This is a genomic window from Geodermatophilus sp. SYSU D00708 (genome assembly GCF_054050115.1).
Map to the genome: position 1 here is coordinate 66,524 of NZ_JBJGYS010000013.1, position 12,694 is coordinate 79,217.

11 protein-coding genes are annotated in these 12,694 nt (G+C 74.4%); 5 read left to right on the plus strand and 6 right to left on the minus strand.

The features are described from left to right. The first annotated feature begins 53 nt into the window (after nucleotides 1-53). Nucleotides 54-1,499 carry a M1 family aminopeptidase gene (locus tag ACI79D_RS12745; protein WP_456918786.1) on the plus strand — a complete coding sequence of 482 codons (1,446 nt, stop codon included), beginning with the start codon at nucleotides 54-56 and terminating at the stop codon, nucleotides 1,497-1,499. A gap of 38 nt (nucleotides 1,500-1,537) precedes the next feature. Here the strand turns inward: ACI79D_RS12745 and ACI79D_RS12750 are convergent, their stop codons facing one another. After that, nucleotides 1,538-2,428, minus strand: a complete 891-nt coding sequence (locus ACI79D_RS12750; protein ID WP_456918787.1) for an acetoacetate decarboxylase family protein — start codon at nucleotides 2,426-2,428, stop codon at nucleotides 1,538-1,540. Between the two features lie 178 nt (nucleotides 2,429-2,606). Between ACI79D_RS12750 and ACI79D_RS12755 the strand changes: the two genes are divergently transcribed. Further along, nucleotides 2,607-3,068: a hypothetical protein gene (locus tag ACI79D_RS12755; protein ID WP_456918788.1), complete on the plus strand. Its 462-nt coding sequence runs from the start codon at nucleotides 2,607-2,609 to the stop codon at nucleotides 3,066-3,068. Between the two features lie 127 nt (nucleotides 3,069-3,195). After that, complete coding sequence (locus ACI79D_RS12760; RefSeq protein WP_456918789.1) at nucleotides 3,196-5,487, plus strand: putative bifunctional diguanylate cyclase/phosphodiesterase; 2,292 nt, start codon at nucleotides 3,196-3,198, stop codon at nucleotides 5,485-5,487. Here ACI79D_RS12760 and ACI79D_RS12765 read toward each other — a convergent pair. The 4 genes from ACI79D_RS12765 to ACI79D_RS12780 all read right to left on the minus strand — a co-directional run bounded on the left by ACI79D_RS12765 (nucleotide 5,484) and on the right by ACI79D_RS12780 (nucleotide 9,624). Continuing rightward, nucleotides 5,484-6,020, minus strand: a complete 537-nt coding sequence (locus ACI79D_RS12765) for a PaaI family thioesterase (protein ID WP_456918790.1) — start codon at nucleotides 6,018-6,020, stop codon at nucleotides 5,484-5,486. The genes ACI79D_RS12760 and ACI79D_RS12765 overlap by 4 nt on opposite strands. Nucleotides 6,021-6,137: 117 nt before the next feature. After that, a complete protein-coding gene (locus ACI79D_RS12770) occupies nucleotides 6,138-6,962 on the minus strand; it encodes a succinate dehydrogenase/fumarate reductase iron-sulfur subunit (protein ID WP_456918791.1) in 825 nt (274 codons plus the stop codon). Beyond that, nucleotides 6,959-8,905 (minus strand): fumarate reductase/succinate dehydrogenase flavoprotein subunit, encoded by a 1,947-nt coding sequence (locus ACI79D_RS12775; protein WP_456918792.1) that lies wholly within the window; start codon nucleotides 8,903-8,905, stop codon nucleotides 6,959-6,961. The genes ACI79D_RS12770 and ACI79D_RS12775 overlap by 4 nt, the downstream gene beginning before the upstream one ends. A gap of 14 nt (nucleotides 8,906-8,919) precedes the next feature. Beyond that, a complete protein-coding gene (locus tag ACI79D_RS12780) occupies nucleotides 8,920-9,624 on the minus strand; it encodes a succinate dehydrogenase cytochrome b subunit (protein ID WP_456918793.1) in 705 nt (234 codons plus the stop codon). Nucleotides 9,625-9,793: 169 nt separating this feature from the next. Here ACI79D_RS12780 and ACI79D_RS12785 point away from each other — a divergent pair, with 169 nt between their 5' ends. Continuing rightward, nucleotides 9,794-10,402, plus strand: coding sequence for a sulfite oxidase-like oxidoreductase (locus ACI79D_RS12785; RefSeq protein WP_456918794.1), 609 nt, complete (start codon nucleotides 9,794-9,796; stop codon nucleotides 10,400-10,402). After that, nucleotides 10,395-11,111: an FAD-binding oxidoreductase gene (locus ACI79D_RS12790; RefSeq protein ID WP_456918795.1), complete on the plus strand. Its 717-nt coding sequence runs from the start codon at nucleotides 10,395-10,397 to the stop codon at nucleotides 11,109-11,111. Before ACI79D_RS12785 ends, ACI79D_RS12790 begins: the two co-directional genes overlap by 8 nt. 43 nt (nucleotides 11,112-11,154) lie before the next feature. Here ACI79D_RS12790 and ACI79D_RS12795 read toward each other — a convergent pair whose 3' ends face one another. Continuing rightward, nucleotides 11,155-12,447, minus strand: a complete 1,293-nt coding sequence (locus ACI79D_RS12795) for a BtrH N-terminal domain-containing protein (protein WP_456918796.1) — start codon at nucleotides 12,445-12,447, stop codon at nucleotides 11,155-11,157. Nucleotides 12,448-12,694 lie beyond the last annotated feature (247 nt).

Here is a 12,694-nt window from a genome sequence, read left to right on the forward strand (position 1 = left end):
GAGCAGACCCGTCGAGCGCGGGCCCGGCCGCACCTGACGGGTGGGCAGAGACCATGCTCGACGGGACCGACCGCCGGACGTCCGGACGCCGGTGGGCCGCAGGCTGCGGCGCCGTCCTCCTCCTGGCCGCCTGCACGGCGTCCCCCGCCGAGCAGGCCGAGGAGGCCGGTCCGGCTGCCGACTGCGGAACGGCGGAGCGGGCGGCCCCCGACCCCGACCGGCCGGTCGTCGGGCTCGACTTCCGGCTCGACGACGACCGCCGCACGGTGACCGGGACGGAGACGGTCGCCTTCACCCCCGACCGGCAGGTCGAGGAGCTGTGGTTCCGGCTGATCCCGAACGCCCCCCAGTCGGCCGGCCACGAGTTGCGGGTCGACGCGGTGCGGGGCGAGGACGTGGCCGGCGGCCGGCACGTCGACGCCGAGGCCGCGCCCGGCACCCCCGGGGGCCTCTACCGGGTCGACCTGCGGGCACCGGTCGAGGCCGGGCGGACGGTGTCGGTCGAGCTGGACTTCACGCTCCGGCTCACCACGGGCCGGACCCCGGCCGGCTTCGACCGGCTCGGCGTGGACGACGACGTCACCTGGTGGGCCAGCGGCTTCCCGCTGCTGACCTGGGAGCCCGGGCACGGCTGGGCGCGCGACCCGTTCAGCGAGATCAGCGGCGAGACGACGGCGGCCACGGTCGCCGACACGACGATCCGTGTCTCGGCGCCCGAGGAGCTCACCGTCGTCATGAGCGGCGCCCAGGAGCCGCCGCGGCCGGAGGCCGGCGGGCGCCGGGTGTGGGAGTCGCACGAACCGGTCGCCCGGGACGTCAGCGTGGCGGCGGGGGAGTTCGAGAGCGCGCAGGCGCAGGCGGGGGACACCACGGTGACCGCGGCCGTGCTGCCCGGTGCGGACACCTCCGCCGAGGAGCTCGCCGAGGACACCGCCGCGGCGATCACGCTGCTGGAGGCCCGCTTCGGGCCCTTCCCCTACCCGACCCTCACCGTGCCGCTGGTCTCCGACGGCCGGGACGGCGGCGGCGAGGAGTATGCCTCGTCGATACTGCTGGGCAGTGCGAACTTCGGCCTGGTCGTGCACGAGGTCGCCCACATGTGGTTCTACGGCATGGTCGGCAACTCCCAGTTCCGCGACCCCTGGCTCGACGAGGCGTTCGCGACCTACGCCGAGACCGTCGCCGACGACGGGGGCCACGACGAGGACGACCTGGACCGCGGCGGGGACGTCGCCGGCACGATGGCCGAGTTCGCCGACCAGGACGACTACGAGCGCCGGGTCTACTCGAAGGGCGCCGCTGCGCTGCTGGCGGCCCGGGACGCGGCCGGGGCGGCGGCCTTCGACGAGGCGGTCCGCTGCTACGTCGACACCCAGGCGTGGACCATCGCCCGGCCCGAGGACCTCGTCCGCGCCCTGGCCGGTCTCCAGCCGGCCGTGGACGTGCTGGTCGAGGCCGGGGCGCTGGACCGCGCGGACGTGGAGGCCGCCGGGAGGTGACCGGCACGGCACCGGGTCCGGCGCCGGCGTCGGGGGGATCAGGCCGGTGCGGGCGCCGGCGGCGCGTACAGGTCCAGCGGCGGGGTGCCGGGGTAGCCGACGGTGAGCCGGCCGCGGGTCCGCTGCTCGCCACGGTGCCCCTGGTACGCCGCGACCGGCCCGACGGCCCGCCCCGCCGGCAGCAGGCTCCGGTGCTCCAGGTAGTCGAAGACCGCCAGCGGTGCCGGTGAGACGTCCAGCCGGCGCAGCTGCCCGGCCACGGGGTGCTCGCCCAGCTGCAGCTCGCCGGAGGCGGGCCCGATCCCGAGCCGCAGCCGGCCGGCCATCGGCACCCGTGTCTCCACCAGCTGCCCGTCGCGCTCGCTGTACACGACCGCGGGCCGGCGGTCGGGGAGGACCGGCCCGGCGGCCCGGACGGTCAGGGACAGCAGCGCGGCCCCGCCGTCGGCCACGGCCACCCCGCGGGTCGTCCGGTGCTCGGTGAAGTCCATGTCGGCGACGAACTTGGGGAACCCCCACAGCGTGGCCCCGGCGTCCCGGGCCTCGGCGGTGGTCACCGGCAGGTGCAGCACGAACAGCGGCAGCCGGCGGCGCAGCAGCGGCAGCACCCGCGGCGCCGGGCCCCGGGTCACCACGGCCGCGACCGAGAGCTCGCCGTAGGGGGCCAGGAGGCCGGGCGGGTCGTCGGCGGTGGTCACCGCGCGGTAGCGGAAGGCGGTCACCGACAGCAGGGCTCGTCCGTCGGCCCAGCGGACCGGCCGCAGGGGACCGGCGGGCAGGGCGGCGGCGACCGCCGCGTAGGAGGCGGTGTGCACCGACGCGATACAGGCGTTGTCGGAGTAGCGCAGCGGCAGCCGGAACGACCGGTCGCCGATCCGCACCTCCGGCGTCGGCCCGGCCCACCCGTCGGGGTCGTCCCGGTGCGTCACGGCGGCTCCCTCCGGCGGCTGCCCCCAGCCTGCCCGGCCGCGCCGCCGTGTCCAGTGGGCTCGGTCGCCGTCTCGTTGTTCACCCGCCGGGCGCCCGCCGGATGCCGGTCGTTCGCCTGTCCGTGACCCGGCCGGGCAACGGTGAGGGCACCTTCGGGTGCTCGAGAGGGAGCGGCGGGTGGCGGAGAAGCGACGGTGCCTCGTCCTGGCCAACCAGACCCTGTGCGGCGAGGGGCTCATGAACGCCGTCCGGCGGCGGATCGCCGACGCCGAGCACGAGTTCCTCGTCGTGGTGCCGGCCACGCCGCTGAGCGACCAGCGCCCGGCGCCGGGCAAGGACCCCGAGGACGGCGTGCTGGCGGCCTCGCAGCGCGCCTTCGCGCTCGCGCAGCAACGGCTGGACCGGGCGCTGGCGCAGCTCCGGGACCTCGGGGCGGAGGCCGCCGGCGAGGTCGGCGACCCGGACCCGCTGGTGGCCGCGACCGCGGCACTGGCCCGCTTCCCGGCCGACTCGGTCATCGTCTCGACGCTGCCGCTCGGCCTGTCCCGGTGGCTGCGCCGGGACCTGCCCGGGCGGCTGGAGCGGGCCGCCCGCCTGCCGGTCGAGCACGTGGTGGAGGCCGACCCTCCCCGCGGCTGATCCCCGTGTGCGACGGCAGTCCGACGCCCCGTCGTGGGCGTGATCTCCCCCCGGCGGAGGAAACCGAGGCGTCCGGCTCGCGTCTGGGGTGGAGTGCGGCGCCCCCGCGGCCGATGCCATGGACGTGGTGGAGCACGCCCCGGACGCGCAACGACGCGCGCGCAGCCGCCAGCGCACCGACCGGTCGCTGCGGGTGGTGCGCGTGGCCGCGGCCGTGCTCGGGGCGACCTACGCGGCGTCGCTGGTCACCTCGGCGCTCGGGGCCACCGGCCGGCTCGCCGTCCTGGCCGGGAACGGGAAGCTGGTGTTCCTCGCCGGGCTGGCCGCGCTGCTGGCGGTGCGGGCGACCGTCTCGCCCCGGGACCGGGGTGCCTGGCTCTGCTTCGCCGCGGCGGTGGCCTCCTACCTGACCGGCGCCCTGCTGCACCAGGTGCACTACGCGGACCTGCCGGTCGTGCCGCGGCCCTCCTGGGCCGACCTCGGCTGGATGGGCCTGTACCCGTTCGCCTACGTCGGGCTGTTCCTCCTGCTGCGGGCCCGGGTGCGCCGGCTGACGTCGAGCATGTGGCTGGACGGCGTGGTCAGCGGGCTCACCGCCGCGGCGCTGGGGGCGGCGCTCGCGCTGGGCGGGCTCCTGCGGATGGCCGAAGGTCCCCCCGCGGCCGCCGTCACCGCGGCGGCCTACCCGGTCGCCGACCTCCTGCTGCTCGTGCTCCTCGCCGGCGCACTGGCGGTCGTCGGGCGCGGCGCCGGCGGCGTGTGGTGGTGGCTGACCGGTGGCATGGCGCTGTTCGTCGTGACCGACACCGTGTACGCCTACGAGATCGTCCACGACTCGTTCACGCCCGGCTCCGCGCTGGACGTCGGCTGGGGGCTGGCCTTCGGCTGCTTCGGGCTGGCCGCCTGCTACCCGCCGCGCCGGGGTGCCACCAGCCGGCTGGAGGGGCTGGGCGCGCTCGCCGTCCCGGGCGTCTGCTCGCTCGTCGCGCTCGGGCTGCTCTTCGCCGGCTACTCGCAGGCCAACGACCGGCTGGCCGGGGTGCTCGCGCTCGGCGCGGTCCTGGCCGCCCTCGCCCGGACCGCCCTCACCTTCCGCGACGTGCGGGCGCTGGCCGACAGCCGCCGCCAGGCCCGCACCGACGACCTCACCGGGCTGCCCAACCGTCGGCACGTGTTCGAGGCGATGGCCGGCGTCGAGGCGCACCTGGCCGCCGGCGGGACCACCGCGGTGCTCGTCGTCGACCTCGACCGGTTCAAGGAGATCAACGACTCCCTCGGCCACGCCGTCGGCGACGGGTTGCTGCGCGAGGTGGGGCGGCGGATGTCCGCGCAGCTGCGTGGCGGCGACCTGCTCGCCCGGCTCGGCGGCGACGAGTTCGTCGTGCTCGCCGACGACCTGGACGACACCGGCGCCCTCGCCCTCGCGGCCCGGCTGTGCGGGGCCCTGCAGCAGCCGATCCGGCTGGGCGGGATGGCGCTGCCCGTCGACGCCAGCGTGGGCATCGCCGTCGGCCCGCAGCACTCCCGGTCGGCCGAGGAGCTGCTGCAGATGGCCGACCTGGCCATGTACTGCGCCAAGAGCACGCGCAGCGGCGCCGCCGTCTACGACGAGGAGCGGCACGGCGAGGGCCGGCACCGGCTGGAGGCCGTCGAACAGCTGCGCCGGGCGATCAGCGGCGGCGAGCTGGTGCTGCACCACCAGCCCAAGCTGACCCTGGCGACCGGCCGGGTCGACGGCGTGGAGGCACTGGTGCGCTGGCAGCACCCGACGCGCGGGCTCCTGCACCCGGACGCCTTCATCGACCTGGCCGAGTCCGCCGGGTTGATGTCGGAGCTGACGACGACGGTCGTCGACCTGGCCCTCGCCCAGCGCCGCGCCTGGGCCGACGCCGGCCGCGAGCTCACCGTGTCGGTCAACGTCAGCCCCTCGGACCTGGTCTGCGAGCGATTCCCGGACGCGGTCGCCCGGCTGCTCGACCGCCACGGCGTCCCGGCGGACGCGCTGGTCCTCGAGGTGACCGAGAGCCTGCTCGTGCAGGACCGGGAGCGGGCCGTCGGCGTGCTCACCCGGCTGCGCGAGGCCGGCGTCGGCGTCTCCATCGACGACTACGGCACCGGCTACTCCAGCCTGGCCTACCTCGCCGTGCTCCCGGTGACCGAGCTCAAGCTGGACCGCAGCTTCGTCGCCGCGCTGACCGGCAGCCCGCGGTCGGCGGCGATCGTCACCTCGACCCTGCAGCTGGCGCACGCCCTGGGCCTGTCGCTCGTGGCCGAGGGCGCCGAGGACCAGGCCACCGTGGACGCCCTGGCCGCCCTCGGCTGCGACGTCGTGCAGGGCTTCCACCTCAGCCGGCCGCTGCCTGCGGACCGCCTCGAGCAGTGGCTCGACGAGTGGCGGCCCGCGGACCTGGTCGGCTAGCCCGGGAGCGGGAAGACCAGCAGCGAGCTGGACGCCGTGGCGACCGTCCGCCCCTCGGCGTCGCGCACCTCGCCCTCGGCGAACGCCACCCGCCGGCCCGGCTTGACCACCGTGCCGACGGCGGTGAGCGGCCCACTGGCCGCGTGCACCGACCGCAGGTAGTTGACCTTGATCTCGATCGACGTGTAGCCGGTGCCCCGGGGCAGGGTGGAGTGCACTGCGCAGCCGGCCACGGTGTCGAGCAGCGTGCACACGAGGCCCCCGTGGACGACGCCGATCGGGTTGTAGGCCGACTCGTCGACCGCGCAGCGGAACTCCACCCGCCCCTCGGTGACCGCCACGACGTCCATGGCGAACAGCCGGGCGATCGGCGGCGGGGGCAGGACGCCGTCGCGGATGGCCTCCAGTGTCTGCAGGCCGCTGCGCTCCAGGGCGCCGGCCGCCACGACCCGCGGGTCGTGCCAGCTCACCGTGCGCGAGCGCGGCTCGCCCCAGGCGGCGGGGGAGGGGGTCCCGGTCTCCTCGATCGTCACCGGTCTAGGTTCGCACATCGAACCCAGCGGTGGTGCAGACGACAGCGGGCGGGGACCCCGAAGGGTCCCCGCCCACTGTCGCCCACCGCCCCGGCCGGAGGAGGCCGGGGTCCTTCTTCAGCTCTTCGGCCGGGCGCCGGCGCGCAGGGCGCCGAGCAGGTCGTGGTTGAGCCGGGAGATGGTCTCCATCGAGATGCCCTTCGGGCAGGACGCGGAGCACTCGCCGATGTTGGTGCAGCCGCCGAAGCCCTCGCGGTCCTGCTGGGCGACCATGTTCACCACGCGCTCGTTGCGCTCGGGCTGACCCTGCGGCAGCAGCCCGAGGTGGGTGACCTTGGCCGCGGTGAACAGCATCGACGACGCGTTCGGGCAGGCCGCGACGCAGGCGCCGCAGCCGATGCAGGTCGCGGCGTCGAACGCGGCGTCGGCGTCCTTCTTCGGCACCGGCACCGAGTGCGCCTCGGGGGCGGTCCCGGTCGGGACGCTGATGTAGCCGCCGGCCTGGATGATCCGGTCGAACGCCCGCCGGTCGACGGCGAGGTCCTTGATCACCGGGAACGGCGTCGCGCGCCACGGCTCGACGGTGATCGTGTCGCCGTCCTTGAACGACCGCATGTGCAGCTGGCACGTGGTGGTCTGCTGCGGACCGTGCGCCATCCCGTTGATCATGACGCCGCACATGCCGCAGATGCCCTCGCGGCAGTCGTGGTCGAAGGCCACCGGGTCGTCGCCGTTCTGGATGAGCTGCTCGTTGAGCACGTCGAGCATCTCGAGGAACGACATGTCGGGGGAGATGTCGGCGACCTTGTAGGTCACCACCTTCCCCTTGTCGCGCGGGCCGTTCTGCCGCCAGATGCGCAGGGTCAGCGTCATGCCGCGCTTCTCGCTCGGCGTACCCGTGGCGCCGGCGGTGCGGATGGCGCCCTGGTCGGTGACTGTCACTTGTAGCTCCGCTGGGCGAGGTGGACGTACTCGTACTCGAGGGCTTCGCGGTGCAGGACCGGCGGAGCGCCTTCCGGCGTCCACTCCCACGCGGCGACGTAGGCGAAGTTCTCGTCGTCGCGCAGGGCCTCTCCCTCGGGGGTCTGGCTCTCGGCGCGGAAGTGGCCGCCGCAGCTCTCGTTGCGGTGCAGCGCGTCGACGCACATGAGCTCGGCGAGCTCGATGAAGTCGGCGACCCGGCCGGCGTGCTCGAGGGTCTGGTTGAAGGAGCCCTCGGTGCCGGTCACCTTCAGGTTGGTCCAGAACTCCTGGCGGATCTCCGGGATCCGGTCCAGCGCCTTGCGCAGGCTCTCCTCGGAGCGCTCCATGCCGCACAGGTCCCACATCAGCTTGCCGAGCTCGCGGTGGAACGAGGCGGGGCTGCGGGTGCCGTTGATGCTCAGCAGCTTCTGCACCTGGGCCTGGACGCCCTGCAGCGCCTCGACGGCGGCCGGGTGGCTGTCGTCGATCCGCTCGAACGGCGCGTCGGCCAGGTACTCGGTGATGGTCGCCGGCAGCACGAAGTAGCCGTCGGCCAGGCCCTGCATGAGGGCGCTGGCGCCGAGCCGGTTGGCGCCGTGGTCGGAGAAGTTCGCCTCACCGATCACGAACATGCCGGGGATCGTCGACTGCAGGTCGTAGTCGACCCACAGGCCGCCCATCGTGTAGTGGACCGCCGGGTAGATCCGCATCGGCGTCTCGTACGGGTTCTCGCCCGTGATCTGGGCGTACATGTCGAACAGGTTCCCGTACTTGGCCTCGACGGCCGGGCGGCCCATCCGCTGGATGGCCTCGGCGAAGTCGAGGTAGACACCCAGCCCCCCGGGGCCGACGCCGCGGCCCTCGTCGCAGACGTTCTTGGCCTGCCGCGAGGCGATGTCGCGGGGGACCAGGTTGCCGAACGAGGGGTAGATCCGCTCGAGGTAGTAGTCGCGCTCGCTCTCGGGGATGTCCCGCGGGTCGCGGGTGTCGCCGCGCTCCTTGGGCACCCACACGCGGCCGTCGTTGCGCAGCGACTCGCTCATCAGCGTGAGCTTGGACTGGTAGTCGCCCTTGACCGGGATGCAGGTCGGGTGGATCTGGGTGTAGCAGGGGTTGGCGAAGTACGCGCCCCGCTTGTGCGCCCGCCAGATCGCCGTGGTGTTGGAGCCCTTGGCGTTGGTCGACAGGTAGAAGACGTTGCCGTACCCACCGGAGGCCAGGACGACGGCGTCGGCGAAGTGCGTGCTGATCTCGCCGGTGACCAGGTCGCGGGCCACGATGCCGCGGGCCCGGCCGTCGACGACGATCAGGTCGAGCATCTCGGTGCGGGCGTGCTGCTCGACGTTGCCGGCCGCGATCTGCCGCTCCAGCGCCTGATAGGCGCCGTACAGCAGCTGCTGGCCCGTCTGGCCGCGGGCGTAGAAGGTCCGCGAGACCTGGGTGCCACCGAAGGAGCGGTTGTCGAGCAGGCCGCCGTACTCGCGGGCGAACGGGACACCCTGGGCGACGCACTGGTCGATGATGTTGACGCTGACCTCGGCCAACCGGTGCACGTTGTTCTCGCGCGAGCGGAAGTCGCCGCCCTTGACGGTGTCGTAGAACAGCCGGTGCACGCTGTCGCCGTCGTTGCGGTAGTTCTTGGCGGCGTTGATGCCGCCCTGCGCGGCGACGCTGTGCGCGCGGCGCGGGCTGTCCTGGTACCAGAAGGACTTGACCTTGTAGCCGGCCTCGCCGAGCGTGGCGGCGGCCGAGCCGCCGGCCAGGCCGGTGCCGACGACGATGACGGTCATCTTGCGGCGGTTGGCGGGGTTGACCAGCCGGCCGCGGAAGCGGCGGGTGCTCCAGCGCTCGCCGATCGGCACGTCCATGGGTGCCTTGGTGTCGGCGATCGGGTCACCGACGGTGAAGAGGTCGAGTGGCATCGCGGTGGAGCTCCTCAGTCGATGATGTTGAAGAGGACGGAGAGCGGCACGAGGAGGAAGCCGCCGATGAGGACCACGGAGAACGCGAGCGCGAAGAGGTTCACGGTCTTCTCACGGCGCCGGTTGCTCTGGCCGAGGGTCTGCGTGGCGCTCCAGATCCCGTGCCGCAGGTGCATACCCAGCAGGATCAGCGCGATCGCGTACGCGATGACCACGATCGGGTTGGAGAAGCCGGCGACCACGCGGTCGTAGGGGGTCGTGCCCGGACCGTCCGGGTTCGCGACGCCGAGCGTCAGGTCCAGGATGTGGTAGATGATGAAGGCCAGGACGATCACGCCGCCCCAGCGCATGGTGCGCGAGGCGTAGCTCTGGGCCACCGGCTTCTTGGTGACGTACCCGTTGGGACGGGCGCGCTTGGCCTGGCGCCACAGCGAGATCGCCGCCCAGATGTGCGCGCCCACCGCGACCAGCAGGACCACCCGGATGATCCACAGCGTCGTCTGCGCCGGGACCGCCGGCTCACCGATCGTGCGGATCCACTCGGAGTAGTGGTTGAAGCCCTCGCGGCCCGTGAAGGCCTTGAGATTGCCGATCATGTGAGCGATCAGGTACAGCACCAAGATGATGCCGCTGATCGCCATCACGATCTTCTTGAAGACCGAACTGGTCTTCGCCGCCTTCGGGGTCCGGCGCTGACCCGGTTGCGTCACCGTTGCCACGTGTGCCAACGCTAGGTCGTTGCCGTTGAGACGGCCAAGTTAACGCGAGGTGACTCAGCTCTCGTAAGGGTGCCCTAACCGCGAAGAACCGCTAAGGTGCGCTCGGCCGCGCCGCTCGGAGCTGCCCGACCGGTGGTTCCCGGGCACCCCAGAGGGGGAGGACAACCACATGGTCGGACCCACCCGCGGCTTCCTCGGCCGCCGCCAGAACCGCGATCCCCGCCTCCCACCCGGGCAGTACGACGCCGGCCGGGACTGGCCGGTGCTCACCGCCGAGCCGACCCCGCGGATCGACCCCGCGACGTGGAGCATCACCGTCGACGGGCGGGTCGAGAACCCGACGACCTGGACCTGGGACGAGGCCCACAGGCTGCCCCGGTCGGAGTACCGGGGCGCCATCCACTGCGTGACGACGTGGTCGAAGTTCGACACCTGGTTCGCCGGGGTCAGCGTCGACACCCTGCTCGAGGCGGCCCGCCCGACCGCGGACGCGCACTTCGTCATCGCGACGTCGAAGACCGGGTACACCACCAACCTGCCGCTGGAGGACGTCACCGGTGGCAAGGCCTGGGTGGTGTGGGAGTACGACGGCGGTCCGCTGCCGACCGAGCACGGCGGCCCGGTGCGGCTGCTCGTGCCGCACCTGTACTTCTGGAAGAGCGCCAAGTGGGTCACCCGGCTGACCCTGCTGCAGCGCGACCAGCCCGGCTTCTGGGAGCAGAACGGCTACCACGACCGCGGCGACCCCTGGCGCGAGCAGCGCTACCAGGGTGACTGAGCTCCCGCACCGTCCGCAGGCGCCCAGCGGCGGCTGGCGGACGGCGACCGTGACCGACGTGGAGCACCCCCTCACGGACGCCGTCCGGCTGCGGCTCGACGTCGCCGACCGGGTCGAGCACATGGCCGGGCAGCACTACGTCGTCCGGCTCACCGCCCCGGACGGGTACCGCGCCCAGCGGTCGTACTCCGTGGCGTCGGCGCCCGGCGACCCGCAGGTCGAGCTCTTCGTCGAGCGCCTCCACGAGGGTGAGGTCTCCACGTACCTCGCCGACGTGGTGCAGCCCGGCGACCAGCTCGAGGTGCGCGGCCCGATCGGCGGCTGGTTCGTGTGGGACGGCGCGATGCCGGCGCTGCTGGTGGGTGGCGGCACCGGCGTGGTGCCGCTGGTGTCGATGCTGCGCACGGGGCACACCCTCGGCACGACCGACCGGCTGCGGACCGCCGTCTCCACCCGCACCCTGGCCGAGCTGCCCTACGCCCAGGAGCTGCTGGCGGCGGGGGCCCGGGTGGTCACCACCCGGGAGCCGCACGGCGGGCGCGCGGCCGGCCGGATCACCGCCGCCGACGTGGCCGACCTGTGGGAGCCGGGGCGGACGGCGTACGTGTGCGGGTCGCCGTCCTTCGCCGAGGCGGCCAGCCAGCTGCTCGTCGACACCGGTGTGCCGGCCGCCGACATCCGCGTCGAGCGGTTCGGCCCCAGCGGCTGAGGACCGCCCCGGGCGAGGGTGCCCCGGGCGGCCGCGGGGTGGCTCAGCCGCGGGCGACCTCGGTCAGGACCGTGCAGGCCTCGCGCTCGACGGCGAGCACCTCGGCGGCCAGGGCGGCGATCCGGTCCAGCTGCGCGCGCCGGTCGCCCTCGGACACGTCGAGGGCGTCGGTCAGCGCCCTCGCCCGGCGCGCGAGCTCCTGCAGGTCGGCCGCCGCCGCGCCGCCGCGCTCGAACAGCAGCTCCCAGCGGCGTTCGACCAGCTCCCGGTAGAGCGCCATCCCGCCGCTCACGGCCTCCTCGGCGATGCGGCTCCACAGCTCTCCGGCGCGGCGGTAGAGGCCGGCGCACTCCGCGGCCGCGGGGACGTCGAGGAGCCCGGCCGCCGCGTCGAGGAAGTCGGCGTAGAGCGGCCGGACGGCGCCCGGTGAGGAGTGGTCGGTGGTCAGGCAGTCGTGCAGCCGGCGCATCGCCGTGCCGAACGCCGGTCCGCTGCCGAACAGCCGCGCCCACCCGGTCCTGCGGCGCCGGTCGGCCACGGCGTCGGCCCACTTCGCCAGGCCGCGCAGGCCGAAGTTGCCGGCGAAGTCGTTCGGCATGACGTCCTCGGTGAGGTCGTGGACGGTCACCTCCAGCGCCGCGCGGACCGCCGGCGCGAGGGCGACCGGCGCACCGGTCGGCTCCACGACGACCATGCGGTGGCGGCTCTGCCGGTGGGCCGACCGCGCCGCGGTGAAGGCATCCTCGGGGAGCGCGTCGGGGGCCAGGCAGTCGTCGTCGAGCAGCACCGTGCCGTCGCGGCGGCCGAGCACGGTCACGTCGTGGGGCGCGCCGCCGGCGAGGTCGTCGGCCCACGCCTGGGCGGGGAGGGCGGCGCGGTCCACGGTGCAGACCGGCGTGCGCCCCGCGGCCAGCGCGGCGTCGAGCTCGCGGGCGGCCTTGGCCGCGCTGGTGGTCTCGACGACCCGGTGGCCGACCCCGGCCCGCTCCAGCGCGCCGACGACGAACGGGCGCGGGTGGATCCGCGGCACGATCGTCATCGTGGGCAGCGCGCCGGCGTAGGAGAACGAGAAGTACATGAACCCGATGCCGCCCGCGAGACCGGCGACGACCGGCTCGTCGAGCGGGCGGCCGTCGGTGTCGGCGACGACGCCGGCGGCCGCCAGCACCCGGGTGAGCACCGCGCTGTCGTGCAGCCGCCCGCCGCCCACCTCGGGCGGGGGTGCGGTGGCCGCCGCGGCGGCGCCGGTGAGGTTGCGGTGGGCGGTGGTGTAGCGCTCGCCGGTCCGGGCCATGCGGGCGCGGACGGCGGCCTTCAGGTGCTTCTGGCGGGTCATCGGGAGCTCCTCGGCGCGGCGTGGGTCCGGCCGACCCCACGCGTCACCCGGCCCGGCCGCTGCGAAGAGGCTCGTCTGCCGCAGGTCGAGCTCCCCGAGGACTTCGATCCCCTGCGCCCTCGCACGGCCGGAGGCGTGGGCAACCGGTCAGAGGGTCTGGCGTGGGGTACGCCGCCCGGTCAGGCTACCGCCCCGCCGGCCGCCGACCTCCCCGTGTCCGGGACGGCCGAGGCGCGGCGGGACAATG